Origin of the sequence: Nocardia sp. PE-7, assembly GCF_030486425.1 — a bacterium.
GTDB classification, from domain to species: domain Bacteria; phylum Actinomycetota; class Actinomycetes; order Mycobacteriales; family Mycobacteriaceae; genus Nocardia; species Nocardia salmonicida_A.
In genome coordinates, this window is the sequence record NZ_CP129614.1 from 4,318,443 (window position 1) to 4,336,188 (window position 17,746).

General features: G+C 68.7%; 16 protein-coding genes. 3 read left to right on the forward strand and 13 right to left on the reverse strand.

The features are described 5' to 3' along the window. Positions 1-34: 34 nt before the first annotated feature. The 7 genes from QX204_RS20445 to QX204_RS20475 form a co-directional block, all read right to left on the reverse strand. Positions 35-676: a hypothetical protein gene (locus QX204_RS20445; protein ID WP_301901536.1), complete on the reverse strand. Its 642-nt coding sequence runs from the start codon at positions 674-676 to the stop codon at positions 35-37. Next, positions 673-1,527, reverse strand: a complete 855-nt coding sequence (locus QX204_RS20450; protein ID WP_301901537.1) for a MinD/ParA family ATP-binding protein — start codon at positions 1,525-1,527, stop codon at positions 673-675. Before QX204_RS20450 ends, QX204_RS20445 begins: the two co-directional genes overlap by 4 nt. A 9-nt stretch (positions 1,528-1,536) precedes the next feature. Then, the gene (locus QX204_RS20455) at positions 1,537-2,835 is read right to left on the reverse strand and encodes a DUF8176 domain-containing protein (protein WP_301901539.1); all 1,299 of its coding nucleotides are present in this window, start codon (positions 2,833-2,835) and stop codon (positions 1,537-1,539) included. Positions 2,836-2,887: 52 nt separating this feature from the next. After that, a complete protein-coding gene (locus QX204_RS20460; RefSeq protein WP_301901541.1) occupies positions 2,888-4,372 on the reverse strand; it encodes a cutinase family protein in 1,485 nt (494 codons plus the stop codon). Positions 4,373-4,737: 365 nt separating this feature from the next. Beyond that, positions 4,738-7,110 carry a RelA/SpoT family protein gene (locus QX204_RS20465; RefSeq protein WP_301901542.1) on the reverse strand — a complete coding sequence of 791 codons (2,373 nt, stop codon included), beginning with the start codon at positions 7,108-7,110 and terminating at the stop codon, positions 4,738-4,740. A gap of 313 nt (positions 7,111-7,423) precedes the next feature. Then, the gene (locus QX204_RS20470; protein ID WP_301901543.1) at positions 7,424-8,101 is read right to left on the reverse strand and encodes an alkaline phosphatase family protein; all 678 of its coding nucleotides are present in this window, start codon (positions 8,099-8,101) and stop codon (positions 7,424-7,426) included. A gap of 5 nt (positions 8,102-8,106) precedes the next feature. Continuing rightward, positions 8,107-8,439, reverse strand: a complete 333-nt coding sequence (locus QX204_RS20475) for a hypothetical protein (RefSeq protein ID WP_301901544.1) — start codon at positions 8,437-8,439, stop codon at positions 8,107-8,109. A gap of 169 nt (positions 8,440-8,608) precedes the next feature. Here QX204_RS20475 and QX204_RS20480 point away from each other — a divergent pair, with 169 nt between their 5' ends. Beyond that, complete coding sequence (locus QX204_RS20480) at positions 8,609-9,352, forward strand: metallophosphoesterase family protein (RefSeq protein ID WP_301901545.1); 744 nt, start codon at positions 8,609-8,611, stop codon at positions 9,350-9,352. A 6-nt stretch (positions 9,353-9,358) separates the two neighbouring features. On the opposite strand, the gene QX204_RS20485 is transcribed toward QX204_RS20480, so the two are convergent. The 3 genes from QX204_RS20485 to QX204_RS20495 are packed head-to-tail and all read right to left on the reverse strand — an operon-like array spanning position 9,359 to position 12,307. Next, on the reverse strand, positions 9,359-9,988 hold the full coding sequence (locus tag QX204_RS20485; protein ID WP_301901546.1) for an NUDIX hydrolase: 630 nt from the start codon (positions 9,986-9,988) through the stop codon (positions 9,359-9,361). Positions 9,989-10,046: 58 nt separating this feature from the next. Continuing rightward, on the reverse strand, positions 10,047-11,363 hold the full coding sequence (locus QX204_RS20490; RefSeq protein ID WP_301901547.1) for an adenylosuccinate synthetase: 1,317 nt from the start codon (positions 11,361-11,363) through the stop codon (positions 10,047-10,049). Next, complete coding sequence (locus QX204_RS20495; RefSeq protein ID WP_301901548.1) at positions 11,360-12,307, reverse strand: hypothetical protein; 948 nt, start codon at positions 12,305-12,307, stop codon at positions 11,360-11,362. The genes QX204_RS20490 and QX204_RS20495 overlap by 4 nt, the downstream gene beginning before the upstream one ends. Positions 12,308-12,539: 232 nt before the next feature. Between QX204_RS20495 and QX204_RS20500 the strand changes: the two genes are divergently transcribed. Next, complete coding sequence (locus QX204_RS20500) at positions 12,540-12,983, forward strand: nuclear transport factor 2 family protein (RefSeq protein WP_301901549.1); 444 nt, start codon at positions 12,540-12,542, stop codon at positions 12,981-12,983. Here the strand turns inward: QX204_RS20500 and QX204_RS20505 are convergent. Then, entirely contained in the window at positions 12,901-14,571 is a 1,671-nt protein-coding gene (locus tag QX204_RS20505) for an ABC-F family ATP-binding cassette domain-containing protein (protein WP_301901551.1), read from the reverse strand. The two genes, QX204_RS20500 and QX204_RS20505, sit on opposite strands and share 83 nt — an antisense overlap. 234 nt (positions 14,572-14,805) lie before the next feature. On the opposite strand from QX204_RS20505, the gene QX204_RS20510 reads away from it, so the two are divergent. Continuing rightward, positions 14,806-15,417 (forward strand): GNAT family N-acetyltransferase, encoded by a 612-nt coding sequence (locus QX204_RS20510; protein ID WP_301901552.1) that lies wholly within the window; start codon positions 14,806-14,808, stop codon positions 15,415-15,417. Positions 15,418-15,424: 7 nt separating this feature from the next. On the opposite strand, the gene QX204_RS20515 is transcribed toward QX204_RS20510, so the two are convergent. Beyond that, positions 15,425-15,997 (reverse strand): adenine phosphoribosyltransferase, encoded by a 573-nt coding sequence (locus QX204_RS20515; protein ID WP_301901553.1) that lies wholly within the window; start codon positions 15,995-15,997, stop codon positions 15,425-15,427. A gap of 23 nt (positions 15,998-16,020) precedes the next feature. Further along, positions 16,021-17,736 (reverse strand): ABC transporter substrate-binding protein, encoded by a 1,716-nt coding sequence (locus QX204_RS20520; protein ID WP_301901555.1) that lies wholly within the window; start codon positions 17,734-17,736, stop codon positions 16,021-16,023. Between the last annotated feature and the right edge of the window lie 10 nt (positions 17,737-17,746).

The following is a 17,746-nucleotide window of genomic DNA, read 5'->3' on the forward strand; positions in this document are numbered from 1 at the left end:
TTTGTACACCACCGACCGGCGAACCGCCCGGCGTTCATGATCGACCCTCGCCCGACGTGGGCGGGCCGAGACTGGTGCGGATCGCGGCGACCACATCGGTACCGAGGTCACCGATTTCTACCGGCACGTCGTCGAGCGGGTCGGGGCGGCGTTTCTTGACCGCCGCCGCGTCGCCCGGCGACCACACCGGAAGCGCGTCGGACTCCACCAGAGTCCATTCCTCGAACCACGGCACCTGCCAGACGTGCCCGGCCAGTGAGCCGACCACCTCCCGGTAGCGCCGGATCTCCGGCGCCATCCGACCGGGGCGCGCGGCGACGGTGATCAGGCCGAGAACCAGTGCGGGGCCCGCGAGCCCGGCGTGGTGCTGGCGCAGCAGATCGTGCGCGCGGGTGAGTCCGGAGATGGTTTCCCTGGCGACCAGCACGACATAGGGGGACTCCCGGTCGAACACGCCGGGCCAGCGCCCGCGCGCGTCGGCGGCGGGCGCGAGCACGTGCGCCAGGGTGGTCGCACCGGCGCCTCCGTGCACCCCGAGCAACCACACCAGCGGCGCCCGGCCGACCCCGGGCACCGGTCGCTCCCAGATCTTGGCGCGCAGCGATTCTGGCGGCGCGACTACACCGGCGGGGGCGTCCGGTTCACGACGACGACGAAGATTCATGGCTGCCGTCATGATGCCACCCCCGCGAGCAAGCTCGCATACGCCGAACGCGTCGCCTCGGCGAGCTCGGCGTGGCGGACGAGTTCCCCGCGCGCGAGATGCGGATCGTAGGGGATCTCGACGACCTCGCGCACCCAGCCGGACAGATGCTCGCGCAAATGCTCCGCTACGCGCGAGTCGTCGTGCGAGTACTGATGCGAGACAACGATGGTGGTGTCGGCCACCACACCGGCGCCGTCGTCACCGTAGTGGTCGTCGAGCCATTCCAGGGTCACTCGCAGCCGGTTGGCGGCGTCGACGCGGGCCGGGATGGCAAGGACCAGTGCGATATCGGCATCGTCGAGCAGCGGGCGCAGTTGCCGTCCGGCAATCGGGTTGCCGCCGTCGTACACCGCCGTGTACCCGCCGGTGTCCAGTGCCCGCGCGACAGTGAGAAATGTCGCGCGCCGGCGCAGTGGGGTCGCATCGCGCCACAGCAGTCCGAAACCGGAGGTGGAACGGGAGAGGCAGTCCTCCAAGGGCGCCGGTTCGTCGTCGCCGCGGCCGTAGACCCAGGACTGCAGATTCACCGGGTGCAGGTGTTTGTCGGCGCCGCGCAAGGCGATATCGCTGCCCGCGGCGGTCGCGTCGACCGCCACCGTCGTGGCACCCGCGGTGACCAGTTCCGCGGCCAGGCCGAGCACCGTCGTTGTCGTGCCCGCACCGCCGCAGCCACCGACCACCAGGATCGGCCTGCGGGTACCGTCGCGGCGCTCACCGTTGCGACGCCGCAACCGCACCACCGGAGCCGGATCACGCGCCAGGTCATCGGACGGGTCCCCCTCGGGGGCCTCGTCGAGCCATCGGCTCCAGTCGTCTGTCATCGCCTCTCCTTACCCTGCCGCGATGCCCGTGATGAGCGTGCGATCGCCGACCAGCGCTGTGCGCACCGATTGCTTGGTGTAGGTGGCCGGTGCGCCCGCGGGCCGGAACTCGGTGACCTCCACCGTGTACCGGTCGGCCGCGACAGTGGTGATCCGCACGCAGTGGGTGGTCCCCACCGGGATGGTGTCGATACCGCGCTGGATCACGGCGGCCGGCGAGACGTCGGCGTCGGGGGTGGCCACCGCTCTGGCCTGCTCCCCCGATCGGGTCACGTAGTAGGCGTATTGGAAGGCGAGCACGGCATCGGGGCCCGAGCCGGTGCCGCCGGCCTCCGCGCTGCGCACCACGATGTCGGTGCGTTCGGTCGGGCACGAGCCCGCGAGGTCGGCGGTCAGGTTACCCGCGGTGAAATGCAGCGGCGGGGCGGCGTGCCCGGCCGTGTCGCCCTCGCCGCGTCCGAAGAGCAGGAAGAACACGCCGGTCGCGGCGAGGACGAGCACGAGCACCGAGACCACGAGAACCACCCAGGCGCGCTGCCGTTTCCGGCTCGCGCGCAGCGCGCCGGAGGGTTCGAGCACACGGGCGTCGTCGTATTCGTCGGCGGCGGCCTCGGGCCAGGGGAACTGGACGAGTTCGGCGTCGTAGTCGTCGTCGGGGCCGGGCGCCGGGTCGGCGACCCAGTCCGACCAGCCGCCGGTGAAGTCGCTGCGGCGGCCTGCCAGTTGCGCCGGGGGCGGTGGTACCGGGTCGGGTTCGACCGGGTGTGGCCGCTTTCCGTAGTCGGTCGGGGCGAAGTCGGCGGATTCAGTTGTCGCGTCATCGAACTCGCTGGCTCGATCGAGCGGGTCGACCTTCGCGCGCGACAGGGGCTGAATGTGTCGGCGGTCCCGGTCGTCGTCGACATTCAGCCGCGGCTCGACGTTCCCGCCGTCCCGTTCGGCGCCGGCGTTCGACAGCGGCTCGACGTTCCGGCCGTCCAGATTGCCCAGTTTCGGCTCGGACTCGGTGTTCGAACCGTGTTGGTCGTCGACAACTTTCGACGGAGCTCCCGCGGCCCGGCTGCTCGAGTCACCGGTGGCGTTCGACTGATCGTCGAGGTCGAGGCTGAACTGTTCCGACCGACGCTCCCCTGTCGGCGGGTGTTCCGGCGTCGGGGTGGAGTCGGGACTCGTCGAATATCGGTCGATGCTGTCGTCGTCGCCCGCCGGTTCGGTGGTGTCCGGGCGCGCGGGGGCACCGGTATCGGACTCGGACTCGGGCTCCAGCGCCGAGTACCAGCGCGACAATTCGTTGTACGACTTCAACATTCCCCCCTTTCCACGGCGCCGGGCACAGTTCGCATCGAAGACCTCTCGGTGATCAGTTCACAGAGAACGGACGGGTGGTGGGTGCGGTGGTTACGGGTGTCGCGGCAGGCGGAGTCGTCGCGCCGCCGGATGAGGCGCCATCGGCTCCTGTCCCGAACGGAAATTGTCCCCCACCGGAGGGTTTGGGTGTCGGAGACGCGCCGTTCGGGCTCTCGAATATTCCCATACCACGCGAGTCGGACCCGCCGACCGGTACCGTTCCCTTCCCGGAAGCGCTTGCCGCGTCGCGGGCCAGCGCGGCGAACCACTCGCCCACGTACTGCGTGGGCGTCGCGCCGTTCGCGCCGACGCCCATGCGCGAGTACGCGTCATGGCGTTGCAGCGTGTTCCAGTAGCGCACCCAGGTGGTGACGTCGAGGAGCTCGGCGTTGTCGGTGACGTTCTGCTTGACCGCGGTGAACGCCTCGTTGACCAGCCGTACCCCGGTGGTCGGCGGGACGAGTTGCGGGACCGCGCCGACCAGTTTCGTCCCGAGCAGCGTCAGCCCGGCCAGCGGATTCGACAGTGTGGCCGTGGCCAATTCGCTGATGCTCGCGGGGCTGATCACCGACTTCACCACGGTGGCGACGGCGTTGAGACCGATCATGCCCACCTTCAGCAAGGCCCGGTACGCGGCGTTGATATCGAGCTTGCTGTTCGGGTCGGAGGCATCGGACAGTCGCTGCGAGATCGACTTCTTCGGCGAGATCGACACATCGCCCAGGGTCGTGCCGGAGATGTCCTCCTCGACCACCGCGGTGGCGGTTTTGATGGAGGTGAACGCCAGCGCCTGCGCGATCGAGGTCAACGAGCCGATCGGGTCGCCGCCGGAGAGTTTCGTCTGGCTCATGAGGTTGGTGACGGCCCGCACGATCGGCGCGCCCTGCGGGGCATCGCACGCGAGATCGCCTGTGGCACAAAAGCTTGCGACGCGACCGGTGAGTTTGCCGAAGTCGTCGGTCTGCTCGCTCCGCGGAGCGAGTCCGCCGCCGGACGCGATACCTTGGCGCACCTCACCGATCGCGGTCAGCGCATCGCCGGAGGTTCCGGGTGCGGCGAGCGGCGAGGACCGGTCGGGTGCGCCGGGGAACAGCGGCGCGTTCTCGCCGCGGGTCGGGTCGGCGAACAGCGCGACCGCGGCGACCTTGTCGGCGGATACCGCACCGGTGCCCGCGCCGACCTCCTGGGCGAACAGCGAGGCGACATGGGCGCCTTGGGAGTACCCGACGACCGCGATCCGCGAATTCGGGCAGCGCTGGATCACCTGGGTCGCCATCGACCGGAGCCGCTCCAACCCACCCGCGACCGATTCCGTGTACGGCACCGCCCCGCCCTGGACCGCGCCGCCGAAACCCGCCTCGTAGGGCACATACGCGCGATCGACGAGTCCGGCGTCGGCCGCGCCGGCCATCATCGGACGGAACACCGTCGACAGCATCCCGGTATCGGTGCTGGGCGCCGCGTCGGGCGAGGACTCGCCCGTGCCCTGAATTCCCAAGGCGTACAGCGCCGGACACGCCGCGATAGATACCTGCGTAGACGGCGTGGTGGGTGTACCGTCTTCCGCGCCGGCTACCCCCGCCGTAACCGACAGCGAAGCGACGGTGAACGCTATCAGCGTCCCCGTGAGTCGTGTCGTGCACCGAGCCATATCGATCCGCATCACAGTCCGTTTCGGCTGACCAGTGGAGCGTTGAAACGCACTAAACCGTAACAGATTCCGGGTATACCAACCGCTGCCCTAATCGGCCCTTTCACTGCCCCCGGCAAACCCGCTGCGGTCGGCAACTTTTCGGCGATCGCCCGGACAGACAGCGGCCCGGGCACCCTCGCGAGGCGAGAGTGCCCGGGCCGCGGTGGAGGTCAGGCGGCGGAGGTCACCCGGTACACGTCGTAGACACCTTCGACGTTGCGCACCACATTGAGCAGATGGCCCAGGTGCTTGGGGTCGCCCATCTCGAAGGTGAACTTGCTGATCGCGACGCGGTCACCGTGGGTGGCCACCGAGGCGGACAGGATGTTGACCTTCTCGTCGGCCAGCACCTTGGTCACGTCCGAGAGCAATCGGGTGCGATCGAGCGCCTCGATCTGGATGGCGACCAGGAACACCGACGAGGGCGACGGCGCCCATTCGACGTCGATGATCCGCTCCGACTGTTCCTGCAGCGAATCGGCGTTGGTGCAGTCGGTGCGGTGCACACTCACCGAGCCACCACGGGTGACGAAGCCCATGATCTCGTCGCCCGGCACCGGCGTGCAGCACTTGGCCAGCTTGGCGACCGTTCCCGGCGCACCGGGGATGAGCACACCGGCGTCACCGGTGACCCGCTGCCTACTGGGCGTGGTCGACGGCGTGGACCGCTCGGCCAACTCGTTCTCGACATCGCCGATGCCGCCGAGCTGGGCCATGAGTCGCTGCACCACGTGGTGCGCCGACACCTGGTGCTCGCCGACCGCGGTGTAGAGCGTGGAGATGTCGCTGTAGTGCAGCTCGTGCGCGACCGCGGTCATCGCCTCGACGCTCATCAACCGCTGCAGCGGCAGTCCGACGCGGCGGACCTCCTTGGAGATCTGCTCCTTGCCGCTCTCGAGCGCTTCCTCGCGCCGCTCCTTGGCAAACCATTGGCGAATCTTGGCTTTCGCCCGCGGGGAGACCACGAACTTCTGCCAGTCACGGCTGGGTCCGGCGTTCTGCGCCTTGGAGGTGAACACCTCGACGACTTCGCCGTTCTCCAACTGCCGTTCCAGCGCCACGAGGCGCCCGTTCACCCGCGCGCCGATGCACTTGTGCCCGACCTCGGTGTGCACGGCGTAGGCGAAGTCGACCGGGGTCGACTTCTGCGGCAGCGTGATCACGTCGCCCTTGGGCGTGAACACGAAGATCTCCGGCGATTTCAGGTCGAAGCGCAGCGATTCCAGGAACTCCGCGGGATCGGCGGCCTCACGCTGCCAGTCGAGCAGCTGACGCATCCACGCCATGTCGTCGACCTCGGCGGCGTCACCGGAGTGCTTGCCCTTGGTCTCCTTGTACCGCCAGTGCGCGGCGATGCCGAACTCGGCGGTCCGGTGCATGTCGTGGGTGCGGATCTGCACTTCCAGCGGCTTGCCGTCGGGGCCGACCACGGTGGTGTGCAGCGACTGGTAGACCCCGTAGCGCGGCTGCGCGATGTAGTCCTTGAACCGGCCCGCCATGGGCTGCCACAGCGAGTGCACGACACCGACCGCGGCATAGCAGTCACGCACTTCCTCGCACAGGATGCGCATGCCGACCAGGTCATGGATGTCGTCGAAGTCTTTGCCCTTGACGATCATCTTCTGATAGATCGACCAGTAGTGCTTGGGCCTGCCCTCGACGATCGCGTTGATCCGCGAGGCGGCCAGGGTGTTGGTGATCTCGGCGCGCACCTTCGCCAGGTAGGTGTCGCGCGAGGGCGCGCGGTCGGCGACCAGGCGCACGATCTCGTCGTACTTCTTGGGATGCAGGATCGCGAAGGCGAGGTCCTCGAGCTCCCATTTGACGGTGGCCATGCCGAGGCGATGCGCCAGCGGCGCGATCACCTCCAGGGTTTCCTTGGCCTTCTTGGCCTGCTTCTCCGGCGGCAGGAAACGCATGGTGCGCATGTTGTGCAACCGGTCGGCGACCTTGATCACCAGCACGCGCGGGTCACGCGCCATGGCGATGATCATCTTGCGGATGGTCTCGGCTTCGGCGGCCGCGCCCAGGTTGACCTTGTCGAGTTTGGTGACGCCGTCGACGAGGTGGGCGACTTCCTGGCCGAACTCCTCCTTGAGCTGCTCGAGGGAGTAGCCGGTGTCCTCGACGGTGTCGTGCAGCAGGGCCGCGACCAGGGTGGTCGTGTCCATGCCGAGCTCGGCGAGGATGTTGGCGACCGCGAGCGGGTGCGTGATGTAGGGGTCACCGGACTTGCGGAACTGTTTGGCGTGACGCTCGTCGGCGACGTCGAAGGCGCGCTGGAGCAGGCTGAGGTTGGCCTTGGGGTACAGCTCGCGGTGGACGGTGGCCAGCGGTTCCAGCACCGGCTTCACCGCCGCGATCCCACGTTGACCCGTCATCCGCCGAGCCAGTCGCGCACGGACGCGCCGGGAGGCCGAACTGGGCACCGAGGCTGTCGGGGATTGCTTGGCGGTTTCGGGGGTCTTCGCCGGGGCGCCTTCGCTTGGCGTGGCGCCGGTGGATTCCTGCCCGACCTTCGCCTCGCCGAGTTGTCGAGTCATGCCACCACCTCTCACGCTGCATTCGGACCTGTCGGCCGAGTGCTGCAAACCGCCCGGGTCCTCAACTTTAGTCCCCGCACCGACCTGGTGTTCGAGTCACCGGGGTCACAGGCCTGCGGCTAATCCGCCTCTTCGCGGTTTCCGCCGGTCGTTCCCGGGCAGCGTAGTGAGTTTCCGGGCCTGCGGATAGGTATTCGACAGGTTTCGAACGTCGCCGACGAGTTACCCGAGTCCCAGCGTGATCAGCGGTTTTGTTCCGGCCCCGAGTCGCGGGATATCGCCTGCGGAGGAGAACGTGGGAGCGGCGAACCCGTCAGCGCTCGTCACCCGGGGTCGCGCGGTCTCGGAGAGTGTGTCCGTCGAGACGACCGGGCGGGGCGGCGAGGAGGTCGAGGACGGTGGGGGTGAGGTCCACCAGCGTGTGGGCGCTGGTGACGGTGCCGGGGGTGAAGTCGGGGCCGCGGGCGATGACGAAGTTGGCGGTTTCGGCGGGGGTCTGGCCGCCGTGGCCACCGGTCGGGAGGTGGCCGTGGTCGGTGGTGACCAGGACGGTCCACTGTTCGCGGGGGAAGGCTCGCGCGCGCCGGTCGACCGCCGCGACGATCTCGCCGACCAGCGCGTCCACCCGGCGAATCGCGGCAAGATAGGCCCGGGACGCACCGCCGTGCTGGTGGCCTGCCAGGTCGATCTGGTCGAGGTGGGTGAAGACCAGATCGGGGCCACGACGCTCGATCGCCGACACCACTTCGGTCGCAGTCGCGGCATCGGTAGCCGATTCGTCGGGATCGTCGGCGACCGGCACGGTGGTGATTGCGACGTCGGCGCGCCGGTCGCCGGTGGCGGCGATCGTCGCGATCTGGTGCCAGGTGCCGATGGACACGGTGTGCCGGGCGGGGTCGGCCCGTTCGATCCGGGTGAACACACTCGGATGTGCCAGGAACGGACTCGCGTCGAATTCGTTGTCGGTGATCCCGTGCTCGGTGTCCCACACCCCCGTCAGCGCACTCGCCCACGACGGCCCGGAGATCGTGATGTGCCCCGCGATGTCGCCCGCGAGAGCAGCCCCTGCGCGGCGAGACGGCGTAACCGCGGCGCCTGCGCCGAGTCGGCCTTGTCGAACATCAACCCGTCGATCCCGATGACGACGACCTTGTTCACCACCTCGCCGACCCCGCGTCGAGGTGCCCCGAACGCGGCGGCCGCGTCGACCGTGGCCCCCCTGTCGTCGAACGCCGCCACCGACCCCGCCGTCGACCCGACCAGCGGAATCGTCACCAATGCGGTCACCAGCGCGAACAGCACTTTCGCCGGAGCCGACATCTCGCGCATGCCATCACGATGAGGGATCCGTGCCGCGGTAGCGAGAGGGACGCGACGGTGTTCATCGACGTTTCATCGCCTTCGCACCCCTCGGACGCTTCGCTGAACAACCCGCGAACCACAGCGTCGAGCCGCGAATTCCGTTGACATCAGCGACGGTGTGTGGCCCTCTTGGCAGGTGGGGAACACAACGCCGGTCCGTATCGCCGCCACCGCAGACCTGCATATGCGCCCGGCGGTCGCGGGCAAGTTCCGATCCGACTTCCTGCGACTCGGCGCACACGCCGAAATGCTGCTGCTGGCAGGCGATCTCACCGACGGCGGCACCGCGGCCGAGGCCGAACTCCTCTGCGCCGAACTCACGGACCTGCCCGTTCCCGTCATCGCGGTCCTCGGTAATCACGACCACGACGCCGGTCTCGCGGAGCTGCTCACCGACATGCTCACCGACGCCGGAGTCGAAGTCCTGGACGGCGATTCGACGATCCATGCCGTCCGCGGACACCCCATCGGCATCGCCGGGGTGATGGGCGGATCCGGCGGCTTCCCGACACATCCCGGCGACCCGGACTCCGGCTCCGACGAGCACCGCGCGCTCATGCGCCGAGGTCCCGTCGACGCCCACCGCCTCCACCAGGCCCTCACCACCCTCGACACCCCCACCCGGATAGCGCTCACCCACTTCTCCCCCACCACCGAAACCCTCACGGGCGAACCACCCGCGATCTACCCCGGTCTCGGCTGCCAGGCTCTGGGCGAGGCCATCGACGCCGCACCCGCCACTCTCGCTCTGCACGGGCACGCCCACGCGGGCACCGAATACGGGCGGACCCCTGGAAACGTTGTCGTCCACAATGTTTCGTACCCGGTGCTGCGCCGCACCTACGCCCTCTACGACCTGGAAACCACCGCTGTGCGGTGAGCCGTTTCAGTTCTCGTCGACGTCGAACGCCCACACCACGGCGGGTCTGCCGGTGGCCTTCACCCGGCGACGTTCACCGGTGCGACCGAGTCCGGGAATCGCGGCGAGGGTGCGGTTGAGGTTGGCCGGGTCGGGGCGAGCGCCGTGCAGGGAGGTGCTGAGATCGACCGCACGGGTAGCCGGAAACTCGGTGCCCGCCAATGCTCGGGTGAGCGTCGCGTCCTTCCAGAGGAGTCCGGCCAGCAGGCCGCGGCTGGTCTCGACGATGCGGTTGTGGTCGAACGCCAGCGGCGGGACCTCGTCGAAGCCCACCCATTCGGCCGGGCCCTCGTGTTCGGCGACCACCGCCCACATCGCGATGGCCAGTGTCGGGCCGCGCGGATCGCGATGGGGTTCGTCGAAAGTGACGAGCTGACCGACCGCGCCGATCGCCTCGGTGGGCACACCGAGTTTGGTGTGCACGGCGCGTCGCGCGGCGTCGACGAGACGTTCACCCCGGCCGAGCAGCACCCCGGGTAGCGCGAGTCGGCCGGTGAACGGCTCGAACTCGCGGGGGGCGATGCCGAGACGAACGCCGCTGTCGGCGTCCCAGCACCGCAAGGTCACCACATCGATCGACACAACGGATTGCTCCACGTCACCCCATCCTGTCTCGAGCTGCCCAGCTCCGGGCACAGTGCGCCGATACCGCGGTTCACGGTACGCATGCCTCGATTCTTCCCTGACCGCCGACGTCATCGGGCCGCCCCCTCCGGCCGACGGGGACAGCCGCGACAACGCGGTCGCGCCGATCCGGTCCGCGACCGGTCAGCACCACCGGCACCCGCAACCGCTCGGCCAGCCACGCTGCCGGGTCGTGGTCGATCGGCGCGAGAATCGGGGTCGTGTGGAGGAGTCGGTCGGTGAGCCGCTGCTGGTGATCGAGATCACGCCATCGTCCGGGGACGAGTTCGGTCGTTCTGCCCGCGGGCGTGTCGTATGCCTGTGCCGCACAGACGGTTCCGGGCACGTCGAGGTGGTTGACGACCAACCCGTCGATCCCGCCGCACACCTCGACGGCGTAGCGCAACAGGATCGGATCGAGGTGTCCCTGGCGGAACGCGCCCTGGTAGTGCCCGGTGCCGTTGTGCGGTTCGGGAAATCCGAGCGGCGCCTCGGTCGGCAGCGGGCCCGCGCCGTGCCGGGTCATATAGGTGCGGGTGACGCCGAGCACCGCGGCGGTTCCGCCGATTTCGCGAACCATGGCGCGCGCGTTGCGCGGCTCGACCGTCGACCAGGTGGTGTGCGGGTGCAGGCCCCGCCACTCGTCGAGCAGCACACCCTGCGCACCTTCGAACACCAATCGCCCCTGGCGCGCGGACCGTGCGAGTTCACCCGTACCGGTGATGCGAACGGCTCGCGCGAAATCGCGGTACATCGCCACCAAGGTGTCGATCGATTCGTATCCGTGCGCGCTGGGCCCGACGAGGCTGTCGTAGTGCGCGGCAAGCCGATCCAGCTTCGCGCGCAGCACGGCAGGCGTCCGGCAGTCGGCAACCGTCGGTGCGTCGTGTTCCAGTGCGTACCAAGCTGTTTCGCCGATGCCACGACCGCAGGAACCGTGTCGCGAGGCACCCCTCGCGTCTTCGCGCGCACGGTTCGCGGCGATGTGGATCGGCGTGGTCAGCAGGGCGAGACCGTCGACGGCGAGCAGTCCGAGCGGGTCGCGGACACCGAGCGCGGCCAACTGCTCGGATTCGGCGGCGAGCGCGATCGGCTCGACCAGCATGTGCCGTGACAACACGGTCGGCACCCCGGAGAGGGTCCCCGATCCGAACTGCGCGAAGGTGTGGTGACGACCGTCGGCCACGACGTTGTGCGCGGCCTGCGCACCGCCGTTGAACCGCACGACGGCCGCCACTCCCAGATCCGCCTCGGGTGAGCACAACCAGTCGACCGTCGCGCCCTTACCGGCGTCGCCGAAGCCGAGATCGACGACGACGAGGTGACGTTCACCGAACATCGAACTCATCGCCCCGGCGGCAACGCGCGCATCGTCGGAGTGGTCTTCGAGCCGAGCGCCCGGCCGACCGCGTCGGCCTCCGCACCCGACCCGACGTCGCGCAGATCGGCCAGCCCGGTATCGAGATCGACCCGGTCCTCGCCCAATCCGATGGTCAGCGCGATCAATTCGCAGACCGCGCCGGGGTCGTCGAGTTTCAGGAAATTCTGCCCGAGCAACGCCCGCCAGTGCTCGGCGATCTCCGGATCCCGGTAGTACGACGACTGATTCGGCAGAATGTAGTACACGTGCCAGCGCTGCTCGAGTTCGCGATAGATCGACTCCACGGACACATCGCGGCGCACGTGGTCGCCGATCACCGCGCGGATGTGCCGGGCGGCCAGGCGAGGCTTGTTCAACTCGTCGCCGATCAGGAACAGGTACCCCTTCTTGCCCCGCTTGTCCCAGGCATCGGTCGCGATGTGTTCTGCCATGAAATAGGCAGCCAGTTCATAGCTTTCGGATTTCTGTCCGCCACCACCGCCTTCGAGCAGGATCGCCCGCAGCTGTTCGTCCATCCGATTGTCCGATTCGAACTGCCCGACCTGCAACGGCACCCGGTCGGTGTCGGCGTCGCCGATCGCGCCGAACAGGACCTGCGGGTCCTGCGCGTACCCCTTGTTCTTCAGCAGTCCGTGCAGTTTCCCGAGCTTGTCCTGCATGATGCGCGGCACCCGCCCCATCGACCCGGTCACATCGAACAGCACGGCCACCGGCAGCGAGTTCCCGTGCTCGGCCGAGTCCCGGCACTCGCGCTTGCCGACTCCGAACGGATCGAGCAACGGGTGCGCGCACCACGTGTCATACGGCTTCGCTCGCATCTCGGCCGTATAGCCGAAGTCATCCACCCCCTGCCGCGCCCGAAACGTCTTCCCCGCCCGGTAGGCGGTGTCGTCCCAATTGCCGTACCCCATCCGAACCACTCCCTCTCGCCTTGATCGTTGTTTTAGTCTATTCCACTAAAACTATGATCGTCAAGGCGCCCAGCGGATTCGCCCGGACCGGGCTTGCCACCGGGCCCGGATGCCACGTGACGTTCTCCGAGACGAGGGGAGCGCCACATTCTCGACAGACGACATGTGCGAGTCAGCTGGTTACGGTCAGATGGCACCGGAAAGATTTGCCGTCAAGGAAGGTGTAATGCCCATGTCCGATACTCTTGGCGGCCCGGAGTCCCTCGATGCGGTGGCCCGATTCCGGCACGCGACCACCACCAACGACATCACCGCCCTGCTCGACACCTCGAGCGAGGAGGCCGAACTCGTCTCACCGGTGTCGGGACGGCTCGTATTCCGTGGCCGACACGATCTGGCCCCGTTGCTCACCCTCGTCTATCGAGCGGTCAGCGATCTGCGGTGGACCGACACCCTCGGCACCGGCGACACCCGAGTCCTGTTGGGCGAAGCCAGGTTCGGCCCCTTTCGGATGACCGAGGCCATGGTGCTCGACCTCGACCCCGACGGCCGCATCCGGCGGATGCGCCCACACTTGCGACCCTGGCTCGCGCTCACCGCGGTAGCGGTGTGGTTGGGGCCGAATCTGCTCCGGTATCCGGGAGCGATTCGCCGGGCCGCGCGCTCTGCTCGGTAGGCACCCGACCGTCTTCGATCAGGCCGTCCGGGGTGAGCTCGAGCCTGCGGGTCACCCCGATGTCGTCGAGGAAGCGCTCGTCGTGGCTCACCACGATCAACGCGCCCTCGAAACTCGCCAGCGCCTGGGTGAGGTGGGCGAGGCTGGGCAGGTCGAGGTTGTTGGTGGGTTCGTCGAGCATCAGCAGCTTCGGGGCGGGTTCGGCGAGCAGCAGGGTCGCCAGGGCTGCGCGCAGTCGTTCTCCGCCCGAGAGCGCGGCCGCGGCGATGTCGGCGTCGGCACCGCGGAACAGGAAGCGCGCGAGCTGACCGCGGATCTGTTCCGGTGTCGCGTGCGGCGCGGCGGCGGCGACGTTGTCGAACACCGTGCGCGTTTCGTCGAACACGTCGAGACGCTGCGGCAGCAACCGCCACGCCACCTTCGGTTCCTCGGCGACGATCCGGCGCAGCAGCGTGGTCTTGCCCGCCCCGTTCCGCCCGGTCAACGCGATCCGCTCCGGTCCGCTCACGCGCAGGTCGACCACCGGCCCGTTGGCCAGTTCGACCTGCTCGAGGTCGAGCACGTCCTGACCCGGATACAGCCGGGTGTCGGGGAGCTCGACCCGGATCTCCCGGTCCGCGCGCACCAATTCCTCGGCATGGCCGAGGGTTTCGCGCGCGGAGTCGAGTTTGTCGATGTGGGAGTTGCGCAGCTTGCCCGCCGATACCTCCGCGGCGTTCTTGCGCAGTCCCGCGATGATTTTCGGGACCCGCTTGTTGTCCTGCATCTTCTGGGCGAAGCGCGCCCGCCGGTCCAGTTTCGTTCGCGCGTCGACGAGTTCGCGCGCCTGCTTGCGCACATCCGAGCGCGCGTCACGAACGGCCGCGCGGGCCGACTCCTGCTCAGCCTCGATGATGCGCTCGTAATCGCTGAAACCACCACCGAAGGAACGGATCTCACCGGCGCGCAGTTCGGCGATGCCGTCCATCCGGTCGAGCAGATCGCGATCGTGGCTGACCACGATCACGGTGCCCGCGAACTGCCGGATCACCGCGTAGAGGCGTCCCCGGGCGACCGCGTCGAGGTTGTTGGTCGGCTCGTCGAGCAACAACACGTCGGGCTCGCGCAACAGCTCGGCGACCAGGCCGAGCAACACGGTTTCGCCGCCGGAGAGGGTGTCGAGAGTGCGGTCCAAGTCGTCGACCGACTCGGCGACGTAGCCGAGCCCGAGCTTGCCGAGCAGAGCGACGGCCTCGTCCTCGACCTGCCAGGCTGTGCCGACGGTGTCGAAGTCCTCGGGCTCACCGGTACCGCTTTCGATGCGGTGCAGTGCGTTGCGCACCTCGGCGATGCCGAGCACGGCGTCGACCCGCTGACCGGTTCGCATGCCCAGGTCCTGACGCAGGTACCCGAGGCTGCCCGGCACGGAGATCGACCCGCGCACCGGCTTCAGCTCGCCGGCCACCAGCCGCAACAGTGTGGATTTTCCGGCGCCGTTGCTGCCGACCAGACCGATCTGCCCGGGTCCGACGACAGCGTCGAGCCCGTCGAAGACAGCGGTGCCGTCCGGCCAGTGAAAGGTGAGATCGGAAAAAGAAAGAGAGGTCATGGGGATCCCCTGGAGGTGCGACGGGTACACGGTGCGCAGAATGCGGACCGTCCGAGAGCGCTACCTCAAGAAATCAACGCATGACTCCGATCGCCGGGAACAAGACCCTTCATTGATAACACCCCGACGCCGCGGCGCGCCACCCTTTTGTCGGACCTGTGAGCCCGCTCATGTCGCGGCTAGGGTGGATTCGGGGCAGGCACCGAAGGCACAGCCCACTAGTCGAGGAGTGCGATGTCGGAGACGATTGTGGTGCGGACGGCCGGTCAGAGCGACGTCGACGCGGCGGCGCGGACACTGGCCGAAGCCTTCCAGCACGATCCCGTGATGAGCTGGATCCTGCCGGACTCACACCGGCGCGCGCTCGGTCTGCCCCGATTCTTCGCCACTATGGCGCGCCACATCTTCGTCCCCGGCGGTGCGTCCGAGGTGGCCCTGCGCCCGGACGGCACGGTGGGCGGCGCGGCCCTGTGGACCCCGCCGCACACGGCGCAGTCGTCGACGATCAGCGAACTTCGCACGATGCCCGGCCTCTGGCGCGCTTTCGGCCGCCGCGTCTTGGCGGCCAAACAAGTCGGCGACCTGCTGAAGAAGAACCACCCCACCGAACCACACTGGTACCTGGGAATGATCGGCACCGCCCCGGACGCCAGAGGCGGCGGCTTCGGCCACGCCCTGCTGCGCACCCGGCTCGAGACCGTCGATGCCGAGGGCGCCCTCGCCTATCTCGAATCCAGCAATCCGGTCAACGTTCCGTACTACGAACGCTTCGGCTTCGCGGTGACCGGCGAACTCCATCTCCCGGACGGACCGCCGATCTGGCCGATGCTGCGATCACCGCGCTGAGGACGGGTCAGAGCCTGACGATCGAGGTCACCGGGTAGTCACCCTGGTGCTCGCGACCCTTCAGGAACTCGAGCTCGAGCACCACGGCGGCGGCCACCACCTCGGCGCCGACCTCCTTGAACAGGGCGGCCGCGGCGGCGAGGGTGCCGCCGGTGGCGAGCACGTCGTCGAGCAGCAGGATTCGCTTGCCCTCGAGGTCGACGCCGTCGGCGGGGATCTCCAGTGCGGCGGAACCGTATTCGAGCTCGTACTCGCGCGAGACGACCGGCGGCGGGAGCTTGCCGCCCTTGCGGATGGCGAGCACCCCGGTGCCGAGGGTCGCCCCGACGCCGGCGCCGAGCAGGAAGCCACGCGCGTCGACACCGGCCACGAGGTCGGCGTCGGGAGCGATGGCGGCGAAGCAGTCGATGACCGCGCGAAAACCGGCCGCGTCGGCGAAGACCGGCGTGAGGTCGGCGAAACGTACACCCGGCGTGGGGAAGTCGTCGTGCCAACGAGTCAGCCGAGTGACCGCCTCGGCCGCCTCGGCGGTCCGCTCACTGGCCTGATCCTCGGACTCGACCACCGCGTGCTTGCTCATCAACCCTCTTTCATCACGTCCACTCATCGCTGCAACACCCAGCGATCCATGTTCCACCCGGTACCGGCCTGTGTCGGCCCGGCGATCCCGTTCTGCATCCCGTTACCGAAAGCGATGATGCGCGGCGTCGCGAACAAGGGAATGCTCGGTAGCTGCGCCCACAATAGGTTCTCGGCCTCGGTCAGCAAATTCAGCGTCGCGGTCGAATCGGCCTCGCCCGCAAGCTGATCGGTGATCGCATCGTAGCGACCGTTAGCAAAGCCACCGAAATCGAGTCCGCTACCTGCCCGCAACGCGGCGAACGCGACGACACCCGCGCTCGAGCCCGCGGGCCCCGGCACCGCACCGGTGCCGCCGAGTACCGCGTCGACCGCGCCTTCGGGCAGTCTGAACGGAGTGAAGTCGGGCGCACCCGCGTCGACGACCGTGATTCCCGCCCCACGGCACGACTCGGCGATCATCGCCACGGTCTTCGCACGGCGAGCGTCGGGCCCCTGGTAGCCGATCCGCACCGTCGGCTGCGCCGTGCCCGCCGAGGCCAAGGTCGCGGTGGCCGCGGGGATGTCGGCGCCACGATACCGGTCGGCGCCCCCGATCACCGCCGGGTAGTACAGCGAATCCTGCTGTACCACATGGGCATTCAGCACACCCGCACCGAGACCGTGCTTCGGTGGCTCCGCCCCCGCCTTGCCGAGGGTGTCGAACAGCGCCTGCCGGGGCACGCACTGCGCGAACGCCCGGCGCACCTCCACCCGCGAGAACACCCCGCCGGTGGCGAGCACGAGCTGTTCGGCGCTGCGACTGGCGACGGTCTGCTCGTCGAAACCGTCGAGCTTCAGATCCGCGACCGACCCGGCCCCGAGATCGACCACCCCGAGCGCGTTCTCTTTCGCCTTGGCGGCGAAGTCGGTGCCCTTGGGCCACACCACGATCCGCTTGGTCTCGGGCGCGTCACCCCACCACTTCTCATTGGCGACCAGCACCAGACCGTCCTTCGCGCTGAAGGATTCGATCCGATACGGCCCCGACGACGGGAACTTCGTCAGGTCGAGCGCCCCGGCCTTCACGGTCCAGCCGCTGTTCCAGAAATCGGCGATCCGGCCGATCACCGGGCCGTCGCCGGTCTGCAGGGCGTTCACCACATTCGGCACGCCGACCGCCTGCGCCACCACATGCGCGGGCATCATCTCGGTCGCGGTGAACAGCGTCCGCCACGGCAGGTAGTGCTTGCCCGGCCGGAACACCACGGTGGCGTCCTTGGATCCCGGTTGGCAGTCGATCCGTTCGATCTCGTCGTAACCCACGGTGCTCGCCGCGTCGAACAGCGAGACGGGCCCGCGATCGCCCGGGCGGGTGAACTTGCCCGAGCGCGCCGACCACGCCAGCACCAGGTCGTCGCAGGAGGTCTTCACCCCGTCGGAGTACACCCCGTCCGGGTTGAGCCGGTACTGCACCGTCTGGGTCTCACCCGGCACTTCCTTGGCCGTGCCGACATCGGTGTCGGCCACCTGCTGACCGTCGGGTCCGGTGTAGAAGAACCCGGTCAGCACGCGGCCGAACACCGCGGCGGCGCCGCTACTGGCGCCGAGCGTGCTCGCGCCGTTGTAGCTGGCGATCGAGGCGTCGACGGCGTACCCGATGGAGGGCACCTGGTTCTTCGCCGAGCACCCGGCCACCACGGAGGTGGTGACGGCCGCCGTGGCGAGGGCGGTGATCAGTCGAATCGTGCTGCGTCGCATGATGAGACCC